Source organism: Bisbaumannia salifodinae, assembly GCF_055388505.1.
In genome coordinates, this window is sequence record NZ_AP043781.1 from 2,307,899 (window position 1) to 2,320,761 (window position 12,863).

Genomic DNA, 12,863 nt, shown 5'->3' on the forward strand with positions numbered 1-12,863 from the left:
ACGCGGAGAGACACCATGGCGACACGCCATTTCCTGACCCTGCTGGATCTGAGCCCCGAGGAGCTCACCTACCTGATTCGTCGGGCCATCTCCATCAAGACCGGCCTCAAGACCCAGGGCCCCACCTATACGCCCTTCGCCAACCGCACCCTGGCGATGATCTTCGAGAAGTCCTCGACCCGCACCCGGGTCTCCTTCGAGACCGCCATGGCGCAATTCGGTGGCCATGCCCTCTTCCTCTCGCCCCGCGACACCCAACTGGGTCGTGGCGAGCCCATCGGCGATACCGCCCGGGTGCTCTCCGAGATGGTCGACGCGGTAATGATCCGCACCTTCTCCCACCAGGGTCTCGAGGAGTTTGCCGCCGCCAGCAGCGTGCCGGTGATCAATGCCCTCACCGACGACTACCACCCCTGCCAGCTGCTCGCCGATGTGATGACCTGGACCGAGCTGCGCGGCAGCGTGCGCGGCAAGACCGCGGTGTGGATCGGTGACGGCAATAATATGTGCCACTCCTGGATCAACGCCGCCCGTCAGTTCGACTTCCAACTGCGCATCTGCTGCCCCGAGGGCTATGAGCCGCGCCAGGATATCCTCGAGGCCGCCGGCGACCGGGTCGGCCTGGTGCGCGATCCTCGCCAGGCGGTGGCCGAAGCCGACCTGGTGACCACCGACGTGTGGGCCTCCATGGGCCAGGAGGAGGAGCAGGCCAGGCGCGAACGGGACTTCGCCGACCTCCAGGTCACCGAGGCACTCCTCGACCTGGCCAAGCCGGACGTCCTCTTCCTGCACTGCCTGCCCGCCCACCGCGGCGAGGAGATCAGCGAGACCCTGCTCGACGACCCCCGCGCCGTGGTCTGGCAGGAGGCCGGCAACCGCCTGCACGCCCAGAAGGCGTTGCTGGAGTTCCTGCTGCTGGGCAGGGTGGAAGGCTAGGCGCTCTCCCCTCCCGCATAATAGAAAGAGGCCGGCCCCATCTGGGGCCGACCTCTTTTGTTGGGACAACTGACTGGAAAACAACGAAGAAGCCACCGCACTGGGCGGTGGCTTCTTCTCGATTCGGTTGGTGGAGCCTAGCGGGATCGAACCGCTGACCTCAACACTGCCAGTGTTGCGCTCTCCCAGCTGAGCTAAGGCCCCACACGGAATGTCTGTAGCGTCATTCGGGCTGTCGCTGCTGGCGTCTCCCTCAGCGACGAGGCGAATATTACGCCCCCCTCCCGAAACCGTCAACCCCTCAGTCGTAATTAATCGTCATTCGCTGATCTTGGGGTCACCCCCCGCTAGATAGCGCCCCTAAATGAAGCTAAGCTAGGTCACTCATGGACGAGGCGCCACAGGCCCCGTCATCGAGACGATTCAACTGCCTATCGGGGTATCGCTTTGATCAGGGTCATTGTCGCAGATGATCATCACTTGGTGCGCACCAGCATCGCCCGGATGCTGGATGCCGAAGAGGGCATCACGGTGGTGGCAGAAGCCGCCGACGGCGAGGAGGCCATCGCCCTGGCACGCCAACACCGTCCCGATATCGTGCTGATGGATATTCGTATGCCGGGGATCGGCGGCCTGGAGGCCACCCGCAAGATCATCAAGGGCATGAGCGATATTCGGGTCCTGGTGCTCACCGCCTATCTCGAGGACGCCTTCGCCCAGCGCCTGCTGGACGCCGGTGCCAGCGGCTTTATCTCCAAGGGCACCGAGCTGCCGGAGATGGTCAACGCCATCCGCAGCGTCTTCGCCGGCCAGCGTTATATCAGCCCGGAAATGGCCCAGCGCCTGGCCCTGTCGCGTATCAGCATTCAGGACAACCCCTTCGACCAGCTCTCCCAGCGCGAGCTGCAGGTAGCGATGATGATCGTCAACTGCCACAAGGTCAGCGATATTTCCGATCGCCTCTTCCTCAGCCCCAAGACGGTCAACACCTACCGCTACCGGATCTTCGAGAAGCTCGGCGTCCACTCCGACGTGGAACTGACCCATATGGGGCTGCGCTACGGCCTGGTGGAAGGCTACCAGTCCAACGAGCTCTAGGCGGGGGCGCTGCCCGCCCCCCAACTCTGTTATGCTGGGCCAGGACTTAGCGGCACGGCTTCCATGAGTTTCGATTCCAAGCACTTCCTCAAGACCATCGGCCAGGGCCCCGGCGTCTACCGCATGTATGACGACGCCGGCGACACCCTCTATGTAGGCAAGGCCAAGCGCCTGCGGGCGCGGCTGGCCAGCTACTTCCGCGGCACCCTCAACGCCAAGACCCAGGCCCTGGTGACGCGCATCGCCGATATCCAGGTCACCCTGACCCATAGCGAGACCGAGGCGCTGCTGCTGGAGCAGACCCTGATCAAGGAACTGCGCCCGCCCTATAACATCCTGTTGCGGGACGACAAGTCCTACCCCTTCGTCTTCGTCAGCGATCACCACCCCTATCCCGCCCTGGAGTACAAGCGTGCCCGGCGGCGCCGCGACGATGGCCGCTACCTGGGCCCCTACCCCAGCAGCGGCGCGGTGCGCGAGAGCCTGTCGCTGATGCAGAAGATCTTCCGCATCCGCAACTGCGAGGACAGCGTCTTCGCCCATCGCTCACGACCCTGCCTGCAGTACCAGATCCAGCGCTGCAGCGCGCCCTGCGTGGGACTGATCGACGAGGACGCCTATCGCCGCGACCTGGAACATGCGGTGCTGTGCCTCTCCGGCAAGAGCGATCAGGTCACCGACGAGCTGACCCAGGCCATGGAAGCGGCCAGCCAGGCGCTGGCCTTCGAGGAAGCGGCGCGACTGCGCGACCAGATCCAGCAACTGCGCCGCCTGCAAGCGCGCCAGTATGTGGATACCGGCGGCGGCGACGCCGACCTCTTCGCCCTGGCGGAGCGCCCCGGCGGCCTCTGCGTGGCGGTGCTCACGGTGCGTCAGGGGCGCATGCTGGGGGTCAATCACCACACCCCCGTCAATGGCCTCGACCTGGCACCGGAGGCATTGCTCGGCGAGCTGGTCAGCCAATACTACCTGGGCTCCGCCCGGGAGGTCCCCGAGGAGGTGATCACCGGCCTCGCCCTGCCGGATGCCGACCTGATCCAGGCTGCCTTGAGCCAGCAGGCCGGGCGCCGGGTGCGCCTGACCCATCAGGTGCGCGGCCACCGCGCCCAGTGGCTGGGGCTGGCCCAGACCAATGCCGAGCAGCACCTGGGCACTCAACTGGCCAACCAGACGCAGCTGGCCAGGCGCTTCGAGGCCCTGCGCCAGGCCCTGGGCCTGGAGTCCCCGCCGACCCGCCTGGAGTGCTTCGATATCAGCCATAGTCAGGGCGAGGCCACCATCGCCTCCTGCGTGGCCTTCGGCCCCGAGGGCCCGCTGAACTCCGACTATCGGCGCTTCGCCATCGAGGGTATCGCCCCGGGGGATGACTATGGCGCCATGCACCAGGCCCTGAGCCGACGCTTCAAGCGCCTGGCCGAAGGCGAGGGCAAGCGCCCCGACCTGCTGGTGGTGGATGGTGGCAAGGGCCAGCTGCGCATGGCCCGCGAGGTGCTGGAGGAATTCGGCCTAGGCGACATCCGCCTGCTGGGGGTCGCCAAGGGCAGCACCCGCAAGGCGGGACTCGAGACCCTCTTCCTCGAAGGGGCCGACAGGCCCCTGGCCCTGGAGGCGGATTCCCCGGCCCTGCACCTGATCCAGCATATCCGCGACGAGTCCCATCGCTACGCCATCGCCGGCCACCGCGCCAAACGCGACAAGGCACGCCGCACCTCGACACTACAGGAGGTTCCCGGCATCGGTCCCAAGCGCCGCCGGGAGTTGCTGCGCTTCTTCGGCGGCCTGCAGGGGGTCCGCCAGGCCAGCCGCGAGGAACTGGCGAGGGTTCCCGGCATCAGTGCCGGCCTCGCCGAGATCCTCTATCAGGCACTGCATGGCTGACAATGCTCCCAGGCACATGGATGATCCCCACGCCCGCGGGTAGAATGGCCCTTTTGACTCCTCAGGCAAGGACACGCGACTCGACGATGAATATCCCCAACCTACTCACCCTGGCCCGCATCGCGTTTATTCCCCTGCTGGTGGTCATCTTTTACCTGCCCTATGGCTGGAGCCTGCCCCTGGCGGCGGCATTGTTCGCCCTGGCTTCCATCACCGACTGGCTGGATGGCTATCTGGCCCGGCGCTGGGATCAGGCCACCCCCTTCGGGGCCTTCCTCGACCCGGTGGCCGACAAGCTGATGGTGGCGGTGGCCCTGGCCCTGCTGATCGAACGCTACGAGAGCCTCTGGCTGACCCTGCCGGCACTGGTGATCATCGGCCGCGAGATCGTTATCTCGGCGCTGCGCGAGTGGATGGCCGAAATGGGCAAACGCGGCCTGGTGGCGGTCTCCTGGATCGGCAAGGTCAAGACCACCCTGCAGATGGTCGCCCTGCTGCTGTTGCTGGGCTTCGTCCCCGGCGCTCCGGTGGCCCAGCTGGGGGTCGCGACCCTCTATGCCGCCGCCGCCCTGACCCTGTGGTCCATGGCCCAGTACCTGCGTGCCGCCTGGCCCCATCTGCGTCGTTCGATGTAAGGAAAGTCGCAATAAACGTTTGACAGTCACGGAGTTATCCGTATAATTCGCTCTCGAGTCAAGCGGGAATAGCTCAGTGGTAGAGCATCGCCTTGCCAAGGCGAGGGTCGCGAGTTCGAATCTCGTTTCCCGCTCCAGATTCAGACTTGCCCAGGCAAGACTTTCTGAAACTGGCCCGACTCAGTGAGGCTGGATGGCAGAGTGGTCATGCAGCGGACTGCAACTCCGTGTACGCCGGTTCGATTCCGACTCCAGCCTCCATTTCTTGATTTCCCCAGCTCGAACCTCCCGCCCGGATGGCGAAATTGGTAGACGCAAGAGACTTAAAATCTTGCCTTTCGAGCTATAAAGTATTGGATAATCAGCGGCTTAGAATGCCGCCGATTTTTTATGTAGCATCTATGTAGCCCCTGCCGGGATGGTGGAATCGGTAGACACAAGGCACTTAAAATGCCTCGACCCACGGTCGTGCGGGTTCAAGTCCCGCTCCCGGCACCATCCCACACAAGAAAGCCCCGCCATTGAGCGGGGCTTCTGCTTTCTAGGTCGGCGTCAGCCCTGCGAGGCCTTCCGATGGATCTCGGCGCCGATGGCGTCCAGGCGTTCCCAGATTTCCGCCAGGGCTTCGCTCAGTACCTCGTTGCTCGGCTCGTCCGTGTCCTGATTGATGTAGGTCATAAGCATGGATGTGAGCGCCCAGGCACGGCGGCTATGGGCTTCGATCTCTACGAGTTTGGCGGTTGTGGTATCTTGGTTCTGCATGTCGGCTTCTCCTCGGTAGTTGCCGATGTGTATTGCCTCGAGGTGTTGCAGCACCTCGAGGCATCCTTCCTACTTCTTTTCCTTCTCAACAAGCTCCAGGCCCGCATCGACCAGCGATCTCAGCGCATTGGCGCGGGTCACTGGCTGACGTGTCACGCGCTCCAGTTCCTTGCGGTATGCCTCCACCCGCTCCAGCAGTTCGGTAGAAAGGCGTATGGAGACTTGGTGATCCTGGGGTGCCATGTTTCATCCCTAATGAACTCTATTGGGATTCAATGTAGTTCATCGGTTCTCGCTCGGCAAGGCTTTTTCCCAATGAGGCCGAACATCTTCCACCGATGCGTGCCAAGGCCATCAGCCATGTGCCGGGGGAATGGAAGGGTCGGGAACCGATCCCGACCCCTGGCGGCCGGCAAGGGCGTCATCACGATTACACCGACTGTGGGAGCGCCTGGTGGCAGGGCAGCACGGCGATCATGCACGCACCCGACTCATGAGCCCCCTGAGACGTGACACGGCGAGGGATTCAGCCTGCTTGTTGCGGTGCTTTGGCGATTGATCTGGGCGGCCAGTGGCCGACTCAAATAGGTGCCGACGCTTATCAAATAGGTACTGACTACGCATGGTCAACTCGTAGTGATCTCCACAGACGCTAGCCATTATTTGCCCTTGAACCGCCCCGGGATTCCCGGAGGCTCCAAACCTTGAGAGGATGGAGCCATGAGCACATCAAATCGATATTCCCCCGAGGTGCGGCAGCGGGCCGTGCGAATGGTCTTCGATCACGAGGCCGATTACCCCTCCCAGTGGGCCGCTATTGGCGCTATTGCCCCCAAGATCGGTTGCACGGCTGAGAGCCTGCGTAACTGGGTGCGTCAGGCCGAACGTGATGCCGGCCGGCGTGAGGGCACCACGACATCCGAACGTGAGCGCATTAAGGCCCTGGAGCGCGAGAACCGCGAGTTGAAGCGCGCCAACGAGATCCTGCGCAAGGCCTCGGCTTATTTTGCCCAGGCGGAGCTCGACCGCCGCAACAAGTGATGATCGACTTCATCGATGATCACCGTGCGTCATACGGGGTCGAGCCGATCTGCCGTGTTCTGCCGATCGCTCCGTCGACGTACTACGCGCACAAGACCCGAGAAGCCCAGCCCTCCAGTGCGCCTCCCCGCGTGCAGCGTGATCGCTGGCTGCGTGCCGAGGTGCGCCGCGTCTGGGAAGAGAACTTCTGTGTCTACGGGGTTCGCAAGGTCTGGCGTCAGCTCCACCGGGAAGGCCTCTCGGTGGCGCGCTGCACGGTGGCCCGCCTGATGCGGGAGATGGGCTTGCGTGGCGTGGTCAGAGGCAAGCGAGTGCAGACGACCGTGCCGGATGCCAACAAGGCCTGTCCGGCGGACCTGGTTCGACGGCAGTTTCAGCCGAGTCAGCCCAACGCCCTCTGGGTGTCAGATTTCACCTATGTGGCGACCTGGCGCGGGTTTGTCTATGTCGCTTTCGTGATTGATGCGTTCGCCCGCCGGATCATCGGCTGGCGGGTGTCCAGTACGCCGAGGACCGACATGGTGCTGGATGCGCTTGAGCAGGCGCTTCATGAGCGGCGACAGCGGCATGAGGGAGCCCTGATCCATCACAGTGATAGAGGGGGGCAATATGTCTCGATCCGCTACACGGAACGGCTGACCGATGCCGGTATCGAGCCCTCGGTCGGTAGCGTGGGGGACTCCTATGATAACGCGCTGGCAGAGACGGTGATCGGACTGTTCAAGACCGAAGTGATCCGTCGATGCGGGCCATGGCGGCACCTGGAAGCCGTGGAGTTCGCCACTCTGGAATGGGTCGACTGGTTCAACCATCGACGCTTGCTGGAGCCAATCGGCAACGTGCCACCAGCGGAGCGAGAAGCACTGTATTATCAGCAACAGAGTCAGGCCCGGAAGGCCGCCTGACTCAAACCAGCGGGTCTCCGAGAAAGCCGGGGCGGTTCACCTCCTTGCTGTCAGTGGTGCCGTGCCGTTTGGCGAGAAACTCTTGATACGCAGCATCCCTTTGCACTTGGGTATCCCCCGTCGTGTGTTGAGTGCCATCTTCCCAGGCGTTGGCCTTACGTTCCTGCGCGGCCTTGTAAGCGGCATCAAGCACGCCGCGGGATTGGCGTTGGTCGATCCATTCCTGGCGAGCCGCCTGGCGCTGCGCCTGGGCGTCGTGAACAGCTGATAACGCACGCGCTCCACGCTCCACCTCTGATGCGGCCTCGGAATCCATGATTGTCATGCTGGCAACAACATGCTCTCCATCGCGAACAACACGCCCACCCATGGCGGCGGAGTGGCTGCGTTCCTGTGCGGCTTCGTAAGCATTTTCGATGCTGTCAGTGGTGCCATACCGCTTGGCTAGAAACTCATTACGTGCCGCATCTCTTTTCACTTGGGCATCGTCCTTCCAGGCGTTTTCCTTTTTAGGCGGTTGGCTATAGCACTTGCCTTTATGGTCGGTCATTACACTTCCTCCACGAGATCACTAGTTGTGATGATTTCCAGAGCCCCGGCCTCAGTATGTGCAGCGAAATACCGGTTGCCGCGAACCTTCGAGAATTGCTCGGCAGTCAGCTCGTTATCACCGGGTTCAAACGAGACGCCCATAATGGTCAGGCTGCCGCCTCGATGATTGCGAACGGCGACAGTTAGCGCGGTGCCGCTATCGCCTACCGCGAACAGCTTGGGCTGCGCCTGTTTAAGCGCATCCTCCAGGCGCATGGCCTCGGCCAGCAGGGCGGCTTGTTCTTCCTGTTCGCCCCGCATGGTGGCCACGGCTTCGGGATCCATCAGCTCGGCCATTGCTTCCAGGTTCGGTAGGCTGGGGAAGCTCCACCACGGTTGCGGGAACTCGATCAGGCCGGTTTCCACCCCGGCGCCGCTGGCGGCCACCACCAGCGCGGCCACCACCTTCTGACGCTGTTCAGCGCGGTGGTAACGGACATTGCTCATGGCGTTAGCAATCAGCCATTTGCCATCCCGTGCCAGAGACGAATCCAGGCCGGGTTGATCCGCTACGGCGGCAGCGTGTTGGCCCACCACAAGGCCAGCCATTTGAAGGTCTGACTTGCTGGCGTAGATCTTCCCGGCAGCGCTCACTACAATGCCCTGCAGGCGTTCACGCTGGGCATCCTCGTCCACAGTGCCGGACACGCTCTCGCGCAGCTCATGGGCGGCTTGCCGGGCCTTTTCATAGGCAGGACGAACAGCATCTGCGGCTCTGCGCTGGGTTTCGTCTTGCTGGGCGATAAGGTCTTTCAGTTGATCTAGGTTCATGTCTACCTCGTGGTGGTGGTTCTAGGGTTTAAACCTTGGAGCGTCGTTGACCAGTTGTCCCCATATAAATCGCCATCGTGAGTTAGCCCGGAGATTCGATATATACCAGCTCCAATAGTGTCTGCTCGGTGGATTGCATTGGGATTGGCGAAGTTTAGTTGCCCCGTCTCGTTCCGCACTTCAATCTGGTCAAGAATTTGGACTTGGTTCATTAACCTTGTGGTGACTTCAATCCCCCATTGGGTGATTATCGGAGTGCCAACCATGCCAGTTAATGCGCTAGTGGAGTGCATGGTTTCCCGCTTGGCACCATCGCGGAAGATAGTCAGCCTCCCCCCGTCAATCGTCCAAGTAAAGCCGAAATTTTTAGCCTCTGTGGCGAGGAAGGTATTAGCGGACTGCTGTACAGGCATCGAACTTGCCAAGGTCGGAAGGTCGGAGAAGTCGCCGACAAACTCAACGGGCAAGCCGAAAGACTCGGCCACCTCAGTAACCACTTCCAGCATGTTCGTGCCAGCGCCAAACGTTTTCACCACCTGGGCATTGTCCCAGTTCACCCCTGACGCTCGACAGAACAAGGTAACGAAAGTCTCCGGGCCATCTCTGCCGATGCTCACGTTGTATATGGTTCCAGAAAACAGTTGCCCCCAGCTATCCCTGTATCCAGCTGTAAAACGAACTCTGTCATAGCGCTCATAGATTTTTTGGCGGGACTGCCGGCCCAAGCCAAATACGGTAATCAAGGCGTGAGAGTCGTAACTTCCATATCCGCGATCAATACGAAACTGGACTCTAGCGGGGTCCCCGACAAAACCATCTAGCTCCAGCGTCTCGGAGTTATCCCCAACACTTAGATGGTATACCCTATCCAGGATCGGTGACATTCAGTCCACCCCGTTTTGTAAGTCACGTGAACTCTGCTGTGAAAGGTGCGAAATACGGCGATCTACTTCTCGGCCTACAGCATCAGGATCGTTGCTCTGAATATGGAAGTGATTCGTCTGGTGGATCGTGCCGCCCCTAAGTTCTCGCCCCATCACGCCCTCGACCTTCAATTCATATTCGAGCGCCTGGCTGGCTACGTACCGCATGTGATCAACATCAGATTGCAGGTCGCGTCGTGCGGACTCGCGCCAGTCGTCGGACTCGCTTAGCCAGCGCTCAAGCGTTCCGGGGCCGGCGTTATAGGCAATCGTTGCCAGCTCTTCCGATTCGAACTCTCGGGCCAGCGCCCCCAAGTAATCCTGTGCGAAGCGCTCGTGCTCTGCCTGAGTGTTATTCTGGAGCGGCATCACCCCGTAGCCGGGATCGCGGCCAGTGCTGGGGATGATCTGGTACATCCCCTGGGCGCCCAGGGGGCTGGTGATCAGCCTCCCGCTAGCATCGCGATGGCGACCTCCTGACTCCACTTGGGCTATGGCCTCGAGAAGGGTCATTCCCGAGATTTCGTTGCTAACACTAGACGTGTCACGCTGCCTTGCGCGGAGATCCGCACCGCCATCCGCCCCACGGACAAACGCACCTTCTCCCGGAGGGGCGTTGGGTATGTTCCCGGTGAGAATTCCCGTAAACGCATCAATCGCATCGACCAGATGCGGACCCAGCCCAGTGACGAGGTTGTCGTTAAGCTCATCCATGGCGCGGCTCAACTCGCCCATGCTCTGATTTAGCTGACGACTAAGCCTAACTTCCTCTTCAGTGAGGGTCCGAAGCTCCGCGGCTAGCGCAAGCTGTTCCCCGAACACGTCAGGGCCACCGCGCAAAAGGTTCTGGATGCCGGTCCCGCTAATGCCCAGTTGATCCAGTGCCCGGTTACGCTCCACATCGGAAAGCCCCTGAAACTGGCGAGACAACTCCAACAGCGCCGCCATTTCATCCTGAGCGGTAATGATGCGGTCAACATCAATGCCGAACATGCCCGCGCCGAACAATTCGCCTTCGCCATAGGCCGCTTGGTCGCGAAGGTCTCGCATTGTCTGAAGCACGTTAAGCGCGTTGTCAGCGCTCCCGCCTGCTTGCTCCAGGGCAAACCCCAGCCGATCGGCCGCTTCGGCGGACAGGCCAAGGGCGTCGGCCTGGGCGGCGAAGGCGTGGCGGCTCTTGGCAAGCCTAGTGGTCAGTGCAGCGCCACCAAGGCCGGCAGATATTGCAGCAGAGAAGCCCCAGGCGGCGCGGGTGACGCCGGCGAATAGGCTGTTGGCCTGCCGGAAAGACTGTGCGTCTGTTTCCAAGCCCAACTTCACGAGGAGTTCATCTAGGTATTCACCGGCCATTGCCGCGGCCCTCCATTTTGTCGAGGCGGGCCTCCAGTTGCTTCAGGCGATCGACCAAGAGCACGTTGCTCTGAACCAGTGTGGCCAGCAGATATGCTTGGTAATCGCCTTGCTGGGCCTTCTGTAGGGAGTTCTGTAGAGCCAGTTCAAGGCGCTCGTTCTGCATCTTGTCTAGGCCGTGTGTTTTCAGCATGTCGGACATGGGATTACCTCGTTAAAGCCAGGAGCGGATAGGTACATAGGGTTTTACTTGCCCATGTAGTGCGATAAGACCCGCCACAGCGTTTGCACGGTCATCATGGGCACCGGGCGCATGGTCAACGGAATCGCGCCCAGCGCGGCTAGTGCGCCGCTCTAGGGTCGTCCACTGCTGAATCATGCGTTCATCAGGGGGAAGCTCGACACGCTCGCTAGCAATTGCGGGCAGGGAGTCGATATAGAGTTCGCTCCGAACCTTTGGGGAATGCTCGGCGGTAATGCCATGCTTGCCAAACTCATCGGCAGGCCACGATCCGCCATATTTGTCCAGGTTGATGCGCTTGACGTTGTATTCCCTGAGGACGCCGGAATACCGCGCTGTAATCTCTGCCGGGACACCTCGGGCAGCGTCTACGCGGTCGATGCAGAGTATGTCGCCTTCACGGTGGCCGATGGCCATGGTGTATTCATCCTTGCCGCCACCTGCAGGATCCACGAACGCCACATATCCATAACGGCTGTCATAGGGGCGGACCAGTGGCGAGGGGCGGGTTACAGACTCCAGGGCCTCCAGGGTGACGAAGGATTCAACGTCTGTGCGGAACTCGGCCCCATACTCGGCCCGGGCCGACGCTTCATCACGGTGGTATGCACGAGTGATTACCCGCTGGGGCAAACTCGGGTTCATGATGCGGGTTGGCGCCTGGGCAACGAGGATCGGTCCATCTTGGCCAAAGTGGCGCTTGTATGTCTCCCACAGTTCGCCGCGGCGGGCATAGGGCGATGATAGGCAGATCAACTTACCGTTGAGAGTGGCCAGCCCTGGACGGATGGCATCGATAATCTCTCGGTCGGGGTTGGCGCTATCTTCACTGCGCCAAAAGGCGATCTCATCGGCAATGACTGCACAGAAGCTATAGCCACGGGTTGAGCGGAAAGACGCGGTGCCGACTTCGATAACCGTGCGGTTGCTCAGCTCAATGCCTTCCTTGTCCTCACGAACAATCATGCTTGAAAGCATCGGGTTGCTGTGCAGCAAGCCGACAACGTAACGGAACACTGAGCGGGCTTGCTTGCGGTCGGCGGCCAGGACGGCACAGGTCGCCACTTCACCAGGGCTAAGGCGGTCGGAATAGTCGTGAAAGGCTGCAATGAAAACGGCCAGCAGGGCCGCACACTGGCTTTTACCACCACGGCGGCCCACTACCAGCCAAAGCTCCTCGCAAGCCTCCTTGGGGCTGCTTGAGCGGCGTGTAATGCTATGGAAGATGCGCCGTTCCTCTCGGTTCAGCGCCAGGCCGTAGAAGCCACACAACAGGGACGTCCAGGGCGCCCAGCTATCACCGCTGAATTGATCCCCAAACAATGCCGGGTCGGTCATAACGTCGCGAATACTGACGCTCATGCCTGCCCCCGGTTAGCCAAGTATGTCTGGAGGTCGGGAATGTCCTTTGCCTTCCTGTCTAGTCCGAGTGTCTTAAGCAGCCCTTGAAGGCTGTTAACGGCCTGCGTCATACGACCTAGGTCCACATCCTCACCACGGGCTAGCGCCGCTTCCATCTGCTCGATGACAGCCTCTTGCCACAGCGCCCTGCGCGCCAAGCTGCGACGCTGATAGCTCAGGTTCTCGTGGCCACCTAGATCGGTGGTCAGGGCGCTGTACCGCTGGCGGACTGCTTGAGCAAGTCGGGTGCGCCCGTCTAGTCGCTCAAGCCAGTCGTGGGAGTAGTCGTTAGGTAGTGCGGATTGCTTGGCCATATAGGTGCCTATCTCGG

The 12,863-nt window shown here is 61.5% G+C and carries 13 protein-coding genes, 4 tRNA genes and 1 other annotated feature; of the genes, 8 read left to right on the plus strand and 9 right to left on the minus strand.

The features are described from left to right. Positions 1-15 precede the first annotated feature (15 nt). A complete protein-coding gene (gene argF / locus ACZ5EF_RS10525; RefSeq protein WP_346062205.1) occupies positions 16-936 on the plus strand; it encodes an ornithine carbamoyltransferase in 921 nt (306 codons plus the stop codon). A 128-nt stretch (positions 937-1,064) separates the two neighbouring features. Here the strand turns inward: argF and ACZ5EF_RS10530 are convergent. Continuing rightward, positions 1,065-1,140 (minus strand) — tRNA-Ala (locus ACZ5EF_RS10530). Between the two features lie 243 nt (positions 1,141-1,383). Between ACZ5EF_RS10530 and uvrY the strand changes: the two genes are divergently transcribed. The 6 genes from uvrY to ACZ5EF_RS10560 all read left to right on the plus strand — a co-directional run bounded on the left by uvrY (position 1,384) and on the right by ACZ5EF_RS10560 (position 5,045). After that, positions 1,384-2,034, plus strand: a complete 651-nt coding sequence (gene uvrY / locus ACZ5EF_RS10535; protein ID WP_346062204.1) for a UvrY/SirA/GacA family response regulator transcription factor — start codon at positions 1,384-1,386, stop codon at positions 2,032-2,034. A gap of 63 nt (positions 2,035-2,097) precedes the next feature. Next, entirely contained in the window at positions 2,098-3,912 is a 1,815-nt protein-coding gene (gene uvrC, locus ACZ5EF_RS10540; protein ID WP_346062203.1) for an excinuclease ABC subunit UvrC, read from the plus strand. 86 nt (positions 3,913-3,998) lie between these two features. Further along, positions 3,999-4,547, plus strand: a complete 549-nt coding sequence (gene pgsA, locus ACZ5EF_RS10545; protein WP_346062202.1) for a CDP-diacylglycerol--glycerol-3-phosphate 3-phosphatidyltransferase — start codon at positions 3,999-4,001, stop codon at positions 4,545-4,547. A 62-nt stretch (positions 4,548-4,609) separates the two neighbouring features. Next, positions 4,610-4,684 (plus strand) — tRNA-Gly (locus ACZ5EF_RS10550). Positions 4,685-4,734: 50 nt separating this feature from the next. Then, positions 4,735-4,808: transfer RNA gene (locus ACZ5EF_RS10555), tRNA-Cys, on the plus strand. Positions 4,809-4,959: 151 nt separating this feature from the next. Then, positions 4,960-5,045: transfer RNA gene (locus ACZ5EF_RS10560), tRNA-Leu, on the plus strand. A 54-nt stretch (positions 5,046-5,099) separates the two neighbouring features. On the opposite strand, the gene ACZ5EF_RS10565 is transcribed toward ACZ5EF_RS10560, so the two are convergent. After that, entirely contained in the window at positions 5,100-5,309 is a 210-nt protein-coding gene (locus tag ACZ5EF_RS10565; RefSeq protein ID WP_346062201.1) for a hypothetical protein, read from the minus strand. Positions 5,310-5,378: 69 nt separating this feature from the next. After that, positions 5,379-5,552 (minus strand): hypothetical protein, encoded by a 174-nt coding sequence (locus ACZ5EF_RS10570; protein ID WP_346062200.1) that lies wholly within the window; start codon positions 5,550-5,552, stop codon positions 5,379-5,381. Between the two features lie 477 nt (positions 5,553-6,029). Between ACZ5EF_RS10570 and ACZ5EF_RS10575 the strand changes: the two genes are divergently transcribed. Continuing rightward, positions 6,030-7,255 (plus strand): IS3 family transposase gene (locus tag ACZ5EF_RS10575; RefSeq protein ID WP_346064042.1). Its coding sequence is split into 2 segments (ribosomal slippage): positions 6,030-6,315 and positions 6,315-7,255, totalling 1,227 coding nucleotides; the frame shifts between segments, so codons are not numbered across the junction. After that, positions 6,308-6,424 (plus strand) — a sequence feature (AL1L pseudoknot). It overlaps the preceding gene by 117 nt. Position 7,256: 1 nt before the next feature. Here the strand turns inward: ACZ5EF_RS10575 and ACZ5EF_RS10580 are convergent. The 6 genes from ACZ5EF_RS10580 to ACZ5EF_RS10605 are packed head-to-tail and all read right to left on the minus strand — an operon-like array spanning position 7,257 to position 12,493. Next, positions 7,257-7,805 carry a DUF2213 domain-containing protein gene (locus ACZ5EF_RS10580; protein WP_346063590.1) on the minus strand — a complete coding sequence of 183 codons (549 nt, stop codon included), beginning with the start codon at positions 7,803-7,805 and terminating at the stop codon, positions 7,257-7,259. Further along, positions 7,805-8,617: a hypothetical protein gene (locus ACZ5EF_RS10585; protein WP_346063589.1), complete on the minus strand. Its 813-nt coding sequence runs from the start codon at positions 8,615-8,617 to the stop codon at positions 7,805-7,807. The genes ACZ5EF_RS10580 and ACZ5EF_RS10585 overlap by 1 nt, the downstream gene beginning before the upstream one ends. Positions 8,618-8,619: 2 nt before the next feature. Then, positions 8,620-9,501 carry a baseplate hub protein gene (locus ACZ5EF_RS10590; RefSeq protein WP_346063588.1) on the minus strand — a complete coding sequence of 294 codons (882 nt, stop codon included), beginning with the start codon at positions 9,499-9,501 and terminating at the stop codon, positions 8,620-8,622. Then, complete coding sequence (locus ACZ5EF_RS10595; protein WP_346063587.1) at positions 9,502-10,890, minus strand: lytic transglycosylase domain-containing protein; 1,389 nt, start codon at positions 10,888-10,890, stop codon at positions 9,502-9,504. Then, complete coding sequence (locus ACZ5EF_RS10600; RefSeq protein ID WP_346063586.1) at positions 10,880-11,092, minus strand: hypothetical protein; 213 nt, start codon at positions 11,090-11,092, stop codon at positions 10,880-10,882. The genes ACZ5EF_RS10595 and ACZ5EF_RS10600 overlap by 11 nt, the downstream gene beginning before the upstream one ends. A gap of 12 nt (positions 11,093-11,104) precedes the next feature. Beyond that, positions 11,105-12,493 carry a hypothetical protein gene (locus tag ACZ5EF_RS10605; protein ID WP_346063585.1) on the minus strand — a complete coding sequence of 463 codons (1,389 nt, stop codon included), beginning with the start codon at positions 12,491-12,493 and terminating at the stop codon, positions 11,105-11,107. Positions 12,494-12,863 lie beyond the last annotated feature (370 nt).